Raw genomic sequence first — 17,423 nt, forward strand, 5'->3', positions numbered from 1 at the left:
ACATTCTTCCATATATTTCATATAGTGTATTATAAAAAAACATCCGCAGATTTTAAAGGGGGTTTTGCCCATGGCTTCATTTCCCTCTCCTATTCAGACACAAACCTTTACTTCAAGCAAGCAACAACGGCCGGGACAAATTCCCTTCCAGGGAACTGCTCCCAAACCCGCTGCCTCATCTCTCATTAAATCTGAAGTATCCGCAAAACAAGAGAATGTCAAACCTTTCCCATCGTTACAGCAAAACTCTCACCGAGTCGAAAAACAGCCTTCATCTTCTGTCTCTAAAACATCAGACCTTTGGCAGCAACAAGCAGGAATTCTCCTGAAACAATATGGTCCCTCTCTTATGAAACAATATGGCCCGCCTCTGGCTCGCAAGATCGGATTACCTCTTCTCCAAAACTTCGGTCCGCCTTTGGCCAAAAATGTTGGTATACCACTCGCTCAGCGTCTAGGTTCTCCCTTTGTGCGCAGACTAGTTATACCCCTCGCCAAAAAAGCTGGATTTGCAGTCATTCGCCGCCTCGGATTTCCTTTTTAATTAGTGTTTAACTATCTAAAAAGGGTGGAATAACGATAATCCACCCTTTTTATGGTGTCCGTCTATTTAACAATAAGAACCGGACACTTAACTCGCTGCAAGACACCTTGACTGACACTTCCCAGCATTGAACCCGCTAGAGGACCATAGCCATGACTGCCCATAACTACCAAATCGATTTCTTCACGTTCTGTTTCAGAAGATATCCGAGCAGCAGGATGCCCCTCAATTTTTTTCCTGGTAATTTTTACGCCATCAACATCCATTCCTTCGAGGGTAGTATCTAAAACTAACTCTCCTCCCTCTTCTAGTTGTTCCGGCGGAATAATTAAATTGGCTGCGATACTGTATCCCCAATATGCTTCAGGAACATAGGTTACGAAAAGCAGCTCAATCTCAGAGTGGAAAGTCCGAGCAAGGTCCAAAGCCATTTTAAAGGCACGGCGAGAATACTCAGAAGCGTCCGTGGGCACTAATATTTTATTAAACATAATAACCTCCATTCCACCGCTGTCGTTGACCACAAATAGTAAGGAGAATTATAACGCACATAATTTATATGCAGGATTTATTGCTTATATGTAGAAGAATTCTAAAAGAAGAAGTTATCTAATAACAGAAAGGGCGGTTACTCACATGCAGAAGGAAAACATGATTCATGCCATAAATGGCCAACTGAACAAAGAACTTTTTTCCGGTTACTTATATCTTGCCATGCAAGCATATTTTTCATCCCAGAATCTTGACGGTTTTGCTAATTACTTTCGTGTTCAAGTTCAAGAAGAACGCGATCATGCTTTAGGCTTCTTCAATTATCTCAATAAGATTGGCGGGAAGGTCACACTAATTGAAATTGCAAAACCCCAAAACGATTTTTCCAGCTCCCAAGAAGTATTTGAGGTCGCTTTAAGTCATGAACAATTCGTGACCCAATCAATCTATTCCCTCATGGACATTGCACGAGAAAATAAAGATCATACTACCGAAATCTTTCTTCAATGGTATATTACAGAACAAACCGAAGAAGAGGAAAACATGGGGCGTGTTTTAAAAAAATTGAAACTTATCAAAGAAGACGGGGCAGGGCTTTTTATGATTGACAACGAGCTTTCGCAAAGAGTGTATACCCCTGCAGTTATCCCTGGAATAACACTTCTATAACAAGGTATCCGGAACCACTCCCACTTGGAGAAGAGAGAGTCTTATGATTTGTCCAGTTTTTAAGACCCCCGCTTCTCAATTGGAGGTGGGTCCTTCGTTAACTTCAGGTGGGGTAGAGTCTTCCGAGTTCACTAATTCCTTTAAATCAAGATTAAAGAAGCGTTCAGCCTCTTCCGCCGAAACAGGTTTAGCCAGCAAATATCCCTGAACCTCGTCACAGTCTTTCCTACGCAGAAAATCCAACTGATCAGTACGTTCTACTCCTTCGGCGATGACCTTGAGTCCCAAATTCTTAGCTAATTGTATTATTGTCAGAACAATGGCTTGCCTGTCAGGATGTTCCATTAGAGAAAAAATAAAGGAGCGGTCAATTTTCAGAGCATCCAGAGAAAAACGACTTAAATAACTTAAGGATGAAAATCCTGTTCCAAAATCATCGATAGAAAGTCGTATACCCATAGCTTTCATTTTCCGAAGGATCTCCGAACTTAAGGCCACGTCTTCCATACTCAAAGTTTCGGTAATCTCCAATTCTAACCATTGGGCTTCCAAACCGGTTTCCTTAATGATCTGGGAGATCTTCTCAACAAGGTCCTTCTGACGGAATTGACGCGCAGAAAGATTTACTGCCATGCTCACAGGGGGATAGCCCAAATCCTGCCAACATTTATTTTGTTCGCAGGCAGACCGTAAAACCCATTCTCCTAAGGGCAAGATAAGGCCGCTTTCTTCGGCGATTGCAATAAACTTACTTGGAGGCAGAAGGCCTCTTTCAGGATGCTGCCAGCGCACTAACGCTTCAAAACCACAAATCTGCTCATCTTTCAGATTAAATTGAGGCTGATATTCCAGAATAAATTCCCCTTTTTGCAAAGCACGACGTATTTCATTTTGCAGTTTTAATCGTTCCGACAAACGCTGGTTAAGAGCTTCAGTATAAAAATGATAGTGATTGCGACCTTCAGCTTTAACATGATACATCGCCATATCGGCGTGTTGGATCAGTACTTCCGGATCTTCGCCGTCAACAGGATAAAGAGCTATACCTAAACTCGCTGTAATATAAGTCTCTTGATCGCCAATCTGAAATGGAGCATTTAGTACCTTCAACAATTTCCGAGCAATCTGGGCAGCTTGCTGTTCTGAAGAGAGCTCGGGTAATAAAATGATAAATTCGTCTCCGCCTTGTCTGGCAACTGTATCATCAGGCCGCAAGGCATTTTTAAAGCGCTCAGCGACCTGACAAAGTAAGGCATCACCTTGCGCGTGTCCAAAGGTATCGTTAACAAGTTTAAAGTCATCCATATCCAGAAAGAAGACAGCAACTTGTTCTTGGCGACGGCGGGCCTGTAAGATAGCCAAGTACAGGCGATCTTTTAACAATAAACGATTAGGCAAATCCGTTAAGGCATCATGATTTTTCTGATGAGATATACGGTCAAGCAGGGCTCTTTTCTCAGTGACATCGTGAAAGACTAAGACGGCTCCAATCATTGTTTCCTCCCGATCACGCATGGGCGTCACTGATATTTCAATATGATAGGCCTGGCGACGAAGTCGATGTTTCAAAATAGAAGTATTTGACAACGTGACCGCTTTACGTTCCCGCAGGCATTGATATAGAGGCTGAACTAAGGGCAGTTCCGTATTCCCATGATAAACATCAAATACCTGCTCGATGTATAAACCAACAGCATCCTTATCAGCCCAGCCTGTCATCGTTTCTGCGACGGGATTGAGATAGGTGATTTTTCCTCCCACATCTGTGGTAATCACACCATCTCCGATGGAAGCCAGTGTTACTTGGGCACGCTCCTTTTCCTGCCAAAGTGCCTTTTCATTAAGTATACGCTGGGTCACATCATCATATAGAAAGACAATGTCACCTGTCGCCAGTCTATAAATAACCCCTTCGCTCCACCCTGAGCATCGTTGGTTTTGGTAATAGACAGCAGGAAAATTCCTCTTCTCTCCGGTCCGATATACTTGAAGAACGAGATCCCAGACACCTAATTCTTTGGCCATCGGAAGGACTTCATCAAGGTGTGCGCCAACCCCTTGCTGCCTGGTTATATTTTCAATTTTTTCCGCTGCTTGATTAAGAGCTGTGCAGAGAAAATCCTCTCCCTGGTTAATAGGCTTAAAAACAAGTACCGCACTGCTCATCGTTTCAAACATATCACGATACAATTCTTCTTGACGCAGCAGAGCATTTTGAATGGATAAACGATCACTGATATCTTGCTTTACCACGATAAAATGAGTTATTACTCTGTCGTTATTATCGATGACAGGCGTTATGGTCATTTCTTCGTTATAACAAGATCCATCAGCTCGACGATTAATTAACTCTCCATGCCAGGTTTTACCTTCGAGAATGGTTCGCCATAAATTTTGATAGAAAATCTTATCCTGATGTCCTGAAGAAATAAAGCTCATAGTCTTTCCCAGAATGTCATTCAGGGAGTACCCGGATAATCTGGCAAAAGCGGGATTGGCCCAAAGTATTTCTCCCGCTCGATTAGTGATAATAATGGAACTTGCAGCAGCAACAAGCGCCTTATTTTGAAGTTGAAGTTGGCCCTGGTTTTCTGACGTCCAGAGTACTAATGCCAGCTGATCTGCAAGGGATTGAATGAGGTTAACTCTGGAAGGGGTAAAATAGTCTTCGCTTGAGGCATACAAGACCAAAGCACCTATCGTTTTTCCTTTTGTTGTTAAAGGAAAGGCCCCTTCCGACCGAATGGAAAGTTCTGAGTAGATTGGCCACCAGGGATAATCCAGAGCATTTTGCCAAACATCATGGATCTGAGGTTTACCGGTTCGTATTGCTTTTTCAAATCCGCAAGATTCTTTACGGTTATTGTTCCATAGCATTTGTATTTTAGCAGAATGGCCCGAAAGATCTGCTTGTGCCACTAAAGTTAAAGAACCTTTTTTTCCTTGGAGTCCAATGATTGCTAACGGGTACCCGAAAGTATGCACTAATTCATTGCAAGGATATTGTAAAATATCTGTTAACGGTTGTTCTTCCAACACACGCTTAGTAATCCCATAAAGGATTCTTTCTCTGTATTCCGTGTATTGAATCTGGGTAATGTCGCTGAGAGTCGTTAAAACCCGGACCGAAGACTTATAATCTGAGGGCAGCACAAGACTGCGAATACTCAGCCAGCATGGGTATGGAGTAAACCGATGAAGAATTCTAATCTCACCTGTTTGCTCCGAAGACTTATGGATAGTCTTAAGCGCATGTTCCCGCCATATTAGAAACTTCCCGTCTTCACAAGTCCATTTTGTTGGATTTTTTATATAGTCTTCAGACTTTAATTCACTTAAGCCTGCTGCCAATAATTCTTTGGCAGCCGGATTTGCACTAAGAATAATCCCATTTTCGTCCTGCAGTAAAACTCCCTCTCGAACAGCGGCGAAAATAGTCTCTAACAGCGACACCTTTTCAGCTAAAGCAGACGTCATAACCTGATATTGAAATTCACTTTTTATAAACGTTTCCATTCGATACCTCCACAACGGAAAGGCCTTTTTGGGGTAATGGTTTCCGATCTTATCCGACAGTCGTGCTAAAATTATATACATTATTCGACATAAATTGACCTACACCTTTTAATAGTTTAAATTTTTCAAAGATCTCTGCCAATTTTCTTTCATATCGACAATGGACTCGTTCAACTAAAGCTGATGAGAACTACTCCCACTTGTAGCCTCCCACTTGTAGAAATGTGAGCGGTTTGGCAGCAGCTTGTATCAAAATTGCCGCAACTTACATAAAAGTAGTACTAGGGAGTCCTATAATCTTAGAATCTGCATATTAAAACTAATAAGGAGATATCCATAAACTACTAATAATTGCTTGTTTCAAAATATTGATCAACAAAAAATATTTACAAACATTCAAGCAATCATTATAATGTTTATGAAGTAAACTAAATAAGGGGGAATACCTTTTGAACCGTATCACCCACCAAAACTTCTGCAATCTGGATTGTCACATTCCCCCTCACCGGTCAAAGGAATTGTCTCACTCGCTTGCGCAAATGGAAGGCGTAACGCCTATATTTAAGGCACTTGCTGATGAAACGCGGGTAAAAATTATTTATGCCTTACTCCAAGAGCCAAACCTTTGCGTTTGCGATCTTGCCCAGATTACAGATTTAACGGTCTCAGGAGCTTCTCACCATTTACGCTTGCTTAAAAACTTGGGACTTGCTCGATCTCATAAAGAGGGCAAACACGTGCACTATTGTATCCATGATGAGCACGTTAAAATCATCTTAGAAGAAGCACTCAACCATTGTAACCACCTCCCAAGATAACAACCTTTGGAAATAATTTGGCATAATACGTCAAGTGGAGGATGAAAATGAGTAGAGTTTTAAATATCGGATTAGACGTAGGTTCCACGACAGTAAAACTTGTCGTGCTCGATAAGAATCGAACGATAGTCTACAAAAATTATTTAAGGCATTTTTCCAATATTCGTAATACAGTGGTTATGATGCTTGAGGATGCCAAAGCAATTCTCCAAGGACATGCTTTAACCTTAATGGTCACCGGTTCGGGAGGATATAACATTTCTCAAACATTAGATGTTCCCTTTATTCAGGAAGTCATGGCATGCTCTAACGCCATAAAACTGGTTATTCCCAAGACTGATGCTGCCATCGAACTAGGCGGTGAAGATGCTAAGGTCACTTATTTTGGTGATTCTCTTGAACAACGAATGAACGGAACCTGTGCCGGAGGAACCGGAGCTTTTATCGACCAGATGGCCTCATTACTGCAAACAGATGCTCTGGGATTAAATGAATTAGCTAAAAATCATAAAACTATTTATCCCATTGCTTCACGCTGTGGCGTATTTGCAAAAACTGATATTCAACCCTTGCTTAATGAGGGGGCTGCTAAAGAGGATATTGCCGTTTCTGTCTTCCAAGCTGTTGTCAATCAAACCATTAGTGGTTTGGCTCAAGGACGCCCGATTACGGGTAACGTGGCTTTTTTGGGCGGTCCTTTGTTTTTCCTTTCGGAACTTAGGAAACGTTTTATTGAAACCTTGCATTTAGATGACCAAAGTATTATTTTCCCCGATGACTCTCAATACTTCGTGGCCATCGGTGCTGCACTTTCCTCACGAAATCAACAGCCTTTTACTCAAGAGTGTTTATATGAACGAGCACCGATGATCTATAAAATAAGCAATGACGAAAATGCGGAGTTAAATCCCCTCTTCAAAGATACTGAGGAGTATGAGACTTTCAAGAAAAGACACGCAGAGAATAGAGTCAAACGTGTGGATTTAGAGACTTATCAAGGGAATGCTTACCTGGGCATTGATGCCGGATCAACAACAACGAAACTAGCCCTGATTGATGAGCAGGGAGGCTTGCTTTATTCCTTCTATGACAGTAATCAAGGGAATCCCCTTGAATCAACTGCTAACGCTTTAAAAAACCTTTATCAAAAACTAAATCCAAATATTAAAATTCGTAATTCAGCTGTTACCGGCTATGGAGAACATCTCATTAAAGCAGCTCTCAAAGTCGACATTGGAGAAATTGAAACGGTAGCCCATTATACAGCCGCGAACTTTTTTCTTCCCGGCGTTGATTTCGTGTTGGATATCGGTGGACAAGATATGAAGAGCTTGGTCATCCGTAATGGAGTTATCGAATCCATCACTTTAAATGAAGCTTGTTCATCAGGATGCGGCTCGTTTGTGGAGACTTTTGCCCAATCTCTGAATATGAGTGTCCAAGAATTTGCTAAGATCGGCCAAGAATCGAAACATCCGGTCGACCTCGGTACACGGTGTACTGTCTTCATGAACTCCAAGGTTAAACAAGTCCAGAAAGAAGGCGCTGAGGTCAGCGATATTTCAGCCGGTATTGCGATATCTGTGATTAAAAACGCCCTTTTCAAAGTCATCCGCTTACGAAACGCTGATGAACTGGGGCAAAAGATTGTTGTCCAGGGAGGAACATTCTATAATGATACGGTCCTGAGAGCCCTCGAACAACTCGTAAATCGTGAAGTCGTACGACCTGATATTGCCGGAATTATGGGTGCTTTTGGTGCTGCGCTGATTGCCAAAGATCGCTTCGAGACCAGCTATCAGACAACTCTCCTGCCTCTTGCCGAACTTCAAGAACTATCTTCGGAAACCTCTATGAAGCGATGCGGCCTGTGCGGAAATAACTGCTTAGTCACAATTCGGCGTTTTTCCAACGGCAATGAATTTTTCTCTGGAAATCGCTGTGAACGTGGTGAAGGCAAAACCATCACCAAATCCGAAATCCCGAACCTCTTCACCTATAAATACAAGCGAGTATTTAACTATATCCCCTTAGTGCCCGAGAAAGCTGTTCGAGGTACCATCGGAATTCCCAGAGTCTTAAATATTTATGAAGATTACCCCTTCTGGTTTACTTTCTTTACCGAATTAAAGTATCGAGTCATTCTTTCCGGGCGATCCTCGAAACCGCTTTATGAAAAAGGTATGGATACAATACCTTCGGAATCGGCTTGTTATCCAGCTAAACTTGCCCATGGTCATATTGCTGATTTAGTGAAAAAAGGGATAACTAAAATCTTCTATCCTTGCATACCCTACAATCGTCAAGAAGACCCATCATCCAATAATCATTACAATTGTCCTATCGTTACCTCTTATCCGGAAACGATTAACGCCAACATGGACATCCTGAGAAGCCCGAAGATAACGTTTTATCACCCGTTTTTTCCTCTTGATAATCCACACAGAATGGGTAAACGTTTAATTGAGGAGTTAGCACCGGAAGGAATTCCAAGCAGAGAAATTCTTAAAGCGATGGAAAAAGCCTATGCGGAATTAGACAATTATAAAAAGGACTCCCGGCAAAAGGGAGAAGAAGCCCTTCAATATATTAAAGACCATCAAATAAAGGGTATCGTTCTGGGGGGAAGGCCTTATCATCTTGATCCTGAAATTAATCATGGAATTCCGGAGATGATTCAATCCTACGGGTTTGCCGTCTTATCTGAGGACTCCATTAGTCATCTTAACCAGGTTGAACGGCCTTTGCGGATTGTCGACCAGTGGGTATACCATACAAGGCTTTACGCCGCGGCAAGCTATGTCGCCCAACAGAGTTCTCTGGAGTTGATCCAGTTAAACTCCTTCGGATGCGGGTTAGACGCAGTCACTACGGACCAAGTCAAAGAAATTCTCGAAGCTTACGGCAAGATTTATACCGTCATCAAAATTGACGAAATTAATAATTTAGGGGCTGCCCGAATTCGTGTACGTTCTTTAATTGCTGCCATCAATGAACGTGACAAACGTCAGGTAACCCCAGAAAAGTTAATCACAAGACCTCCTCGCGTCATCTTTACTATGGAAATGAAAAAAAATCATACTCTCTTAGTCCCCCAAATGTCCCCCATTCACTTTCAGTTTTTTCAAACCGGCTTTGAAATGGCAGGCTATACTATCGAAATTTTACCTTCCGTCGATAAATCAGCCATTGATGAAGGCCTAAAATACGTGCATAATGATGCTTGCTATCCGGCTATTATTGTCGTTGGACAAATCATGAAAGCTTTAAATTCCGGCAAGTATGATTTAAACAACACCTCGGTAATTATTTCTCAAACCGGCGGAGGATGCCGGGCAACCAACTATATTGCTTTTATCCGTAAGGCCTTGGCAGACGCCCATTTGGGACACGTCCCAGTTGTGGCATTAAATACAGGAAATTCATCAAGCTTAGAGCAAAATCCAGGCTTTAAAATAACGCTTCCGATCTTTAAAAAAGTAATGCAGGGCTTGATCTATGGCGACCTCTTGATGCGTGTTCTTTATCGAGTACGCCCTTACGAACAAGAACCAGGCTCTGCCAATCACTTATACGAATCATGGGTGAAGCGTTGTCAAGAATCTTTAAAAACAGGTAATACCAAGGAATATGAGAAGAACATTCGACAAATTGTCCAGGACTTTGACACTCTCCCCATTCATGAGGATTGGGTTAAACCTAAAGTTGGCGTCGTAGGTGAAATTCTTGTCAAATTCCATCCCACTGCCAATAACAACATTGTAGAACTGCTGGAGTCTGAAGGCGCTGAGGCAGTTGTACCTGACCTCGCAGACTTTCTTTTATACGGAGCCTTTGATAATCGTATCAAATATAAACAACTGTCCGGTAGTTTTTGGCGAATGGTATCCGGCGATTTCACTATCGGTCGGATAGAAGCCTTTCGGCGAGAGATGAAAAAAGCCCTTAATGCCAGCAAACGATTTACAGCTCCCAAACCTATCGAAGAAATTGCCAAGTATGCTTCAAACCATCTTTCCCTTGCCAATCAATCAGGAGAAGGCTGGTTTCTGACCGGAGAAATGGTTGAATTGATTCGCAGCGGAGTCAATAATATCGTTTGTTTGCAGCCCTTTGCCTGCTTACCAAACCATATTACGGGAAAAGGTATGGTTCGTGAACTCCGCCGCTCTTATCCCGCGTCCAACATTGCACCCATTGACTACGATCCCGGAGCCAGTGAAGTCAATCAGCTTAATCGGATTAAATTAATGCTGTCAGTCGCCATGGAGAACCTCTAAATTGAACAGCGTCAACTAATTTAATCTTGACAGAAAAAGTAGTTTATTATATATTAGCTGTATTATCTTCAATCCAAGTAAATATTGAATCTCTTATCAAGAGCGGCGGAGGGACTGGCCCTATGATGCCCGGCAACCGATAGCAAAACGCTATAAGGTGCTAATTCCAGCAGAACCCTAGGTTCTGAGAGATGAGAGCAGCGTGTTAAATACTTAACGACCGCTTCTCTGAAGCGGTCGTTTTCTTTTTTTATCAATAACTTCGCTGAACTTACCCTCTCCTAATAACCTAAAAACTCAAACGGCAGTGAATCAAGAGCCTCAAAAGTGCTTGAAAATTACCGTCACGAAAAACCTATTCAGAAAAGGAGAGAAATGCAATGACTGAAAAACGCCAATTTGGATTTGAAACTGTTTCTTTACATGGAGGGCAAAGTCCCGATTCAGCAACTAATTCCCGTGCCGTTCCCATCTACCAAACCTCTTCCTTTGTTTTCAATGACACAGAACATGCTGCTAACCTCTTCGCCTTAAAGGAATCCGGCAACATTTATTCTCGGATCATGAATCCGACGCAAGATGTTTTTGAACAGCGCCTTGCCCTCCTTGAAGGAGGCGTAGGGGCCTTGGCCACATCATCTGGACAAGCGGCTATTACGTATGCCATCCTTAACATCGCCCAAGCCGGGGATGAAATTGTTGCTTCGGGCTCTCTTTACGGCGGTACGTATACCTTGTTTGCCTATACCTTGGCTAAACTGGGGATTAAAACTCACTTTGTAAACGGCGATCACCCGGAAGAATTTCGGGCTAAAATTACGGAACGAACGAAAGCTCTCTATACCGAAACCATTGGCAATCCTCAAATCAATGTAGCCGACATTACGAAACTTGCCTCTATCGCTCACGAAAATAATCTTCCGCTCATCGTGGACAATACCTTTGCCTCCCCTTACTTATGCCGTCCTATTGAACATGGCGCTGATATCGTCGTTCATTCGGCAACGAAGTTTATCGGCGGACACGGGACATCTATTGGAGGAGTCATTGTTGATTCCGGAAATTTCAACTGGCATAACGGCAAATTCCTCGGGCTGAGCGAGCCAGATCCCAGCTACCATGGAATTGTTTATACCGAAGCCTGCGGCAGAGCCGCTTATATTACCAAGGCACGAGTATCCCTTCTGCGTGATACAGGAGCTGCTCTATCCCCTTTTAACTCCTTCCTATTTTTACAGGGCTTAGAAACCCTTCCCCTTCGTATGGAACGGCATGTGGAAAACGCGCAAAAGGTGGCAGAATTTCTAAACCGACATCAGTTCGTCACTTGGGTAAATTATCCCAGCCTGACTGACAGTCCCTATCACACCCTTGCCCAAAAATACTTGCCCAAAGGTGCCGGTTCAATCTTTACCTTTGGCGTAAAAGGCGGTCTACGTGAGGGAGAAAAATTCATCAACAAGCTGCAGTTGTTTTCACATCTAGCCAACGTGGGAGATGCCAAATCACTTGTTATTCACCCGGCAAGCACCACTCATCAGCAGCTTGATGAGGCCTCCCAGCGCGCTGCCGGAATATCACCCGATATGATTCGCCTCTCTATCGGCTTAGAGACTATTGATGACCTCCTTTATGATCTGGACCAAGCTCTTAGTGCCAGCCAGAATTAAGTAATATGTACTCAAAATTCATATGATAGAACCTCCTGTTTATCACAATCTGAGTGCTGACAACAAATCTGCAGAGCTTCCAAATACTTTTAATTTTTACTAAAAATCCTTTATCTTGCAGTTGAAACGGAGGTTTAGTTAAATGCCGATTAAAATCCCGGAACATTTACCGGCTATGGAAATACTCAATCAAGAAAATATTTTCGTCATGGGATACGAACGTGCTTTTCACCAAGATATTCGTCCCTTAAAAATTGTAATCCTTAATCTTATGCCCCGTAAGGAAACTACAGAAACTCAACTCTTAAGACTGCTTGGAAATTCTCCCTTGCAAGTCGAAATAGTTCTTTTGCGAATTGAAAGCCATCATTCCAAAAACACCTCTCAGGAACACTTAGATGCTTTTTATCAAAGCTTCACCGATATTAAAAACCATAACTATGATGGCATGATTATTACAGGGGCACCGGTAGAACACTTGGACTTCGAAGAGGTTACCTACTGGAAGGACCTCCAGGAAATTATGGATTGGACAACAACTCACGTCACCTCCACGTTTCACATATGCTGGGGGGCTCAGGCCGGATTGTATCACCATTATGGCATCCCAAAATACCCTTTGCCGGAGAAAATGTTTGGTGTCTTTAAACACGATGTCAATAGGAGCGGTTTTAACGGTATGCAGCTCTTAAGGGGGTTCGATGACGAATTCTATGTTCCCCACTCTCGTCACACGGAAACCAAACGCAGTGACCTTGCTGAACATCCCGAACTAGAGATATTATCCGAGTCCAGCGAAGCAGGAGTATACATTGTGGTTTCCAGGGATCGACGCCACATCTTTGTCACCGGTCATTCTGAGTATGATACCTTAACCCTGAAAGAAGAATATGACCGTGATCTTGCCAAAGGTCTCCCGCTGGCTCTTCCCAAGAACTACTTCCCTAACGACGATCCCACAAAAATTCCTGTCCACAGATGGCGCTCACATACAAATTTACTATTTCAGAACTGGTTGAATTATTACGTCTACCAAGAAACACCCTATGATCTTGGCGGTATGCTGTCGCGCTGAAGGATGGACTCTATCAGCGAAGATGTATGGGAACCCCCCCGCTTAAAAGAAGTGAAAAAGGCGCACTCCAAATGTTGGATCTCCAATATTTGAGGTGTGCCTTTTTTATAACCAGAATTGTAGAGGAACCATTTGTAAATGATGACAAACGTTTTATGGCTTGGCGGACTCCCTAAGCGGCTTTAATTTTTAAAGTGAATCACGTCATAGATCTCTAAAAGCTGGGAATGCTATTTTAGAAATAACAAACATAGGAAAGGAAGCAACAAATTTGACATCAATACAAGATAAATCTTCTAAAATGTCGGCATTTTCTTTAACGATGTTGGCTATCGGGAGTATCATTGGCGCAGGAATGTTTCTGGGAGTGGGCTTAACAATCAGGCTTTCTGGCCCTTCTATTATTCTTGCTTATGCCATCATGGGAATCTTGATGTATTTTAACTTATCTTTTTTGGCTGAACTCTCCTTACTCGACCCGGAGAAAGGTTCATTTCAAACCTATGCGGCCAAAGCTTTTGGTCCGGGAGTAGGGTTTATTATCGGCTGGCTATACTGGATCTCAGGAATTCTTGTCATGTCCAGTGAGGCAACTGCTGCCGCAATTTTCAGCGCTCTCTGGTTTCCGGGAATTCCTCTCTGGGCTTTTATTGTTATTTATACAGTCATTCTGACCGGAGTCAATCTTTCAGATCCACGAGGATTTGGCAAATTGGAATCAGGTCTGGCGATTGTGAAGGTAATTGCCCTAATTGGGTTTATCATATTAGGTATCGTTCTTGTCTTTTTTCCTCTCTTCGGAGGTGCCCCGGGCTGGCACAACATCTCTAATACCCCTTTCTTTGTTCATGGTTTATCTGGGTTCGCAGGTTCCCTCTTACTTGTTTTTTATGCCTATTCAGGCACTTCAGTAGTTGGATTGGCAATCACAGAATCCTCCGATCCTGAAAAAACAGTGCCCAAGGTGGTGCTTATTACCTCATTTTTAGTAACAACCTTTTACGTTATTTCTGTTTTATTCCTTATCCTGCTCCACCCGTGGACCACTTACAATGCCAGTACCAGTCCCTATGTCAGCGCTTTGTTGCCTTACAAAATCCCCATCGTCCAATCTATTATGAATTTCGTCATTCTTACCGCAACATTATCGGCAATGAGCGCCAGCATGTATGGAACATCTCGTATGTTAAACGCCCTTGCCCAACAAGGAGAAGCACCGCACCTTTTTAATAAAGTTACTAAAAAGGCGGTCCCCAGGCGCGCCCTGCTGTTTACAAACGTCTTTCTAGTAGGTATTGCTTTCCTCTCCTATGTTATTCCTAACAAAATATACCTGCTGGTAACCGGTGCCAGTGGTCTTCTCTCACTGGTCAACGTTTTAACAATCAGTCTCGCCCATTGGCGTCTGCGTCCAAAGTTTCTCGAAAACCGAAAAGACTATAAAACCCACGTCGTTGGATACCCGGTAAGCAATATTATAGTTACCGCGATTTTTATTGGAGTTTTCTTCTCCGCTTTTGCGATTCCTGACCAAAGAGCTTCCTTCTTTTTAGGTCTAAGCTTGATAGTCATTACAGCAGGCGCTTATTTTTTTCTGCGTCACAAGCTCGGAGCAAAACCTAAAACTCCCGAGACCATACAAAATCAACATCTCGCCCCTACTTCTGAGAATAGCCTTCATAACTTACAGCATTTGGCCCAAAAAACAGAAAAACGGATTTCAGAAGGATTTAGGCCCAAGAATAAATCCTAATTGAATAGGAATGTTTCGCACAACCAAAGGGTTACTTTCAAAAGTCAAAAAGATGGCTTGACTAAAACAACTTCAAGCCATCTTTTTGACTTTAACTTTTTACGGGTGGTTTGTTTATTATTAATTTGAGTTTGAGTTTTTGATACTTCTTTTCTAACTTAATCCTAATACTTTTCGTTTATTTACAATGTGATTTTCTATATTATTGGCAACCTCCACAGGATCGTCGCCAAGAGCAATTTTCCCTCCTGTCAATCCTTCGACATCTTGAGTCAAGAGCTTCACCAGCTGAGGAGCTCCAGTAACAAAAGGCGTCGGAGAAAGGTGAGTGTAAGTTCCATAGGCCACAGCAAAAACCCCATCAATGGTAGCCTTTTGTTCCATCCACTCGGGAGCAGTTACGGCAATTGGCAGCTGGGGAACGTCAACATCAAGATGATCCGCTAACGCTGTCACCAACATGGAGATTCTGCCCGTATCCGTACAAGTTCCGAAACTCAAGACAGGCGGTATTTGCAAAGAGCTGCATACTTCCCCTAACCCTTTACCGGCGATCTTTACGGCCTCAAGATTACAAAGGCCCGCTACTTCCAAAGCATGATTGCCGCAGCCACCGGCAACGACAAGAATATCCCGTTTAATCAGTTCCTTGGTTAAGTTAACTGTATTCCAATCCTGAGGACCATTTCGTAAGGTAGAACAGTTTGCTAAGGCCACAACTCCTTTAATCTTTCCGGCAGCAATTACGTCAACCAGCGGATCAAGTTTGTTGCCTAAAGCTCCCAGAACGGCCTCTGTAGAAAATCCCGCAATAGCTTTTTGGGTAATCTTCGGAACCTTAGCTACAATTATTCCATGCCGTTTTTTAAAGTTTTCAATTCCCAAATTAATCAGTTGATCAGCCATAGCTTCAACTTCATTGGGATGATAAGGGATTTTATGTTCAAGCCCCGGCACTCCTATAATGGTACTGACACTAACAAGAGTAATCTGATATTTCTCCGCATACATATCAATGGCCGGTGGAGAGCAATTTTCCTCCATGGCCATTACGTCGACTGTCCCCGTTGCTAAAAGAGGTTCTATTGAAAGCCAATTCCCCATAAGTCCCACAAAAACATCATCAACGGGAAACCTTTGCAGCAGCTCCTGCCCTGTTTCGATGGAACCAACAACTCTCAGGCCTTTCGCTCCGGCCGCTTTGGCTTTGGCTTGAATCTCCGGCAGCTTGGCCTTTTGGATGGTTGCTGCTCCAGCCCAGGGCTGATGACCATTAAAGACGATATTGACATACTCAGGATCCATAATGCCCAAATCGACATTGACTTCATGAGGTTGAGGTGTGCCAAACAGGATATCTTGGACCATTTCCAGCCCGATCTGGGAATTGTAAATAGTCGATAATCCAAGTCTCAAAGCTTTAAGTGCTAAAGACACATAATCTCCGTCAACATTCGTTAGACAACTCGCCACGCAGTTCTGTTCCTCATGAACGGTTCCCGCCGGATAGATATGTAGATCTCTCCAAACCTGCTTTCTCTTCTTCGGTGCAAAGGCTTCAACCATAAGGTTTGGCTCTTCCGTGCCAATATTCATCTGATGGTTAAGCAGGTCTGCTAATTGAATTGCCAACTGGTTAATGTCTTGATTAACATTAATGCCAAGCGTCTGACACATCCACTTAAGTTTATTGACGTCGGTTATTTTAAATGGAGTTTTACCTTCTCCTGTTGCCCGAAGAGTGCGAAAGGCTTCATAAGCATGATGGCTGTATGTCCCTGCACCCATAATATTTTGCAGCAGCAACTTGCGCATAGCCATTGCATCAGCGCCAATTCCGCAAACACCGCTGTCTTGTCCGCTCTTCTCGCTGATCCGGCATGGTCCATTTGAACACTGCTGACAGCTGAGTCCCTGTAAGCAGAAGTTACACCGTATTTTTTCCTGTTTTGCCCAGCGGTCAAAAACATTGGACATTCCATCCTCACGAATTCTCGGCAGCATTTCTTCAACGGAATCGTGATAACTTACCCGTCCCTCAGACCTTTCTAAAATTGTCTCAGTCATTATCTATCCTCCTTTTTAATTGTTATACAAAGTTTGCTCATCAAAATGCCTAAATATGTACATGCTAGAAGATAAACTTGCCGTAACATAAGGAGGCCTAAAAATGGACGAAAGTACTGCCAAAAAAACGGGATCGGAACATCTTAAAGCCAAACAAATTGTCTATTATGTTTTAGGGGTTCTCGAAGTCTTATTCACCTTTCGCCTTATCTTTAAACTTCTCGGAGCTAATCCCCTTAGTCCTTTTGTTTCTCTCATCTATGCAGTAACTCAAGTGTTCTTAGCACCATTTTCCGGAATTTTCCCTTCGGCTGTCACAAAGGGTTTGGAAACTCAGTCAGTGCTGGAATCATCAACCATTATTGCAATGATTGTCTATGCAGTTCTGGCTTGGGGAGTACTTAAACTGATTGATATCAGCCGTAATTCTCATAACGTTGGAAACCGTTAAGAACCCTGTCGAGTGAACTCGTTCAGCTAAAGCTGAACTATCCCCACCGAAGCAGAGTACAGGATCCCACTCCCACTTAAAGAAGTGG

The 17,423-nt window shown here is 42.8% G+C and carries 11 protein-coding genes and 1 riboswitch; of the genes, 8 read left to right on the forward strand and 3 right to left on the reverse strand.

The window, feature by feature from the left end:
• Positions 1-70 precede the first annotated feature (70 nt).
• Complete coding sequence (locus B5771_RS24495) at positions 71-544, forward strand: hypothetical protein (RefSeq protein ID WP_207652666.1); 474 nt, start codon at positions 71-73, stop codon at positions 542-544.
• 62 nt (positions 545-606) lie between these two features.
• On the opposite strand, the gene B5771_RS01245 is transcribed toward B5771_RS24495, so the two are convergent.
• On the reverse strand, positions 607-1,035 hold the full coding sequence (locus B5771_RS01245) for a universal stress protein (RefSeq protein ID WP_047811821.1): 429 nt from the start codon (positions 1,033-1,035) through the stop codon (positions 607-609).
• A 145-nt stretch (positions 1,036-1,180) separates the two neighbouring features.
• Here B5771_RS01245 and B5771_RS01250 point away from each other — a divergent pair, with 145 nt between their 5' ends.
• Entirely contained in the window at positions 1,181-1,705 is a 525-nt protein-coding gene (locus tag B5771_RS01250; RefSeq protein ID WP_047811822.1) for a ferritin, read from the forward strand.
• Between the two features lie 75 nt (positions 1,706-1,780).
• Here B5771_RS01250 and B5771_RS01255 read toward each other — a convergent pair whose 3' ends face one another.
• The gene (locus B5771_RS01255) at positions 1,781-5,221 is read right to left on the reverse strand and encodes an EAL domain-containing protein (protein WP_172408117.1); all 3,441 of its coding nucleotides are present in this window, start codon (positions 5,219-5,221) and stop codon (positions 1,781-1,783) included.
• A 449-nt stretch (positions 5,222-5,670) separates the two neighbouring features.
• Here B5771_RS01255 and B5771_RS01260 point away from each other — a divergent pair, with 449 nt between their 5' ends.
• The 5 genes from B5771_RS01260 (at position 5,671) to B5771_RS01280 (ending at position 14,817) form a co-directional block, all read left to right on the forward strand.
• Positions 5,671-6,039: a metalloregulator ArsR/SmtB family transcription factor gene (locus B5771_RS01260; protein ID WP_053006536.1), complete on the forward strand. Its 369-nt coding sequence runs from the start codon at positions 5,671-5,673 to the stop codon at positions 6,037-6,039.
• A gap of 47 nt (positions 6,040-6,086) precedes the next feature.
• The gene (locus tag B5771_RS01265; protein ID WP_088185908.1) at positions 6,087-10,319 is read left to right on the forward strand and encodes a 2-hydroxyacyl-CoA dehydratase; all 4,233 of its coding nucleotides are present in this window, start codon (positions 6,087-6,089) and stop codon (positions 10,317-10,319) included.
• A gap of 90 nt (positions 10,320-10,409) precedes the next feature.
• Positions 10,410-10,517, forward strand: a riboswitch (SAM riboswitch).
• A gap of 182 nt (positions 10,518-10,699) precedes the next feature.
• A complete protein-coding gene (locus B5771_RS01270; RefSeq protein WP_088185909.1) occupies positions 10,700-11,989 on the forward strand; it encodes a homocysteine synthase in 1,290 nt (429 codons plus the stop codon).
• Positions 11,990-12,131: 142 nt separating this feature from the next.
• Complete coding sequence (gene metA, locus B5771_RS01275) at positions 12,132-13,064, forward strand: homoserine O-succinyltransferase (protein ID WP_088185910.1); 933 nt, start codon at positions 12,132-12,134, stop codon at positions 13,062-13,064.
• 271 nt (positions 13,065-13,335) lie between these two features.
• Positions 13,336-14,817: an amino acid permease gene (locus tag B5771_RS01280; RefSeq protein WP_088185911.1), complete on the forward strand. Its 1,482-nt coding sequence runs from the start codon at positions 13,336-13,338 to the stop codon at positions 14,815-14,817.
• Between the two features lie 153 nt (positions 14,818-14,970).
• Here B5771_RS01280 and cooS read toward each other — a convergent pair whose 3' ends face one another.
• A complete protein-coding gene (gene cooS, locus B5771_RS01285; protein WP_088185912.1) occupies positions 14,971-16,884 on the reverse strand; it encodes an anaerobic carbon-monoxide dehydrogenase catalytic subunit in 1,914 nt (637 codons plus the stop codon).
• 103 nt (positions 16,885-16,987) lie between these two features.
• Here cooS and B5771_RS01290 point away from each other — a divergent pair, with 103 nt between their 5' ends.
• Positions 16,988-17,335, forward strand: coding sequence for a YggT family protein (locus B5771_RS01290; RefSeq protein WP_047811827.1), 348 nt, complete (start codon positions 16,988-16,990; stop codon positions 17,333-17,335).
• The last annotated feature ends 88 nt before the right edge of the window (positions 17,336-17,423 follow it).

The sequence above is a fragment of the Desulfosporosinus sp. FKA genome (genome assembly GCF_002196785.1).
GTDB classification, from domain to species: domain Bacteria; phylum Bacillota; class Desulfitobacteriia; order Desulfitobacteriales; family Desulfitobacteriaceae; genus Desulfosporosinus; species Desulfosporosinus acididurans.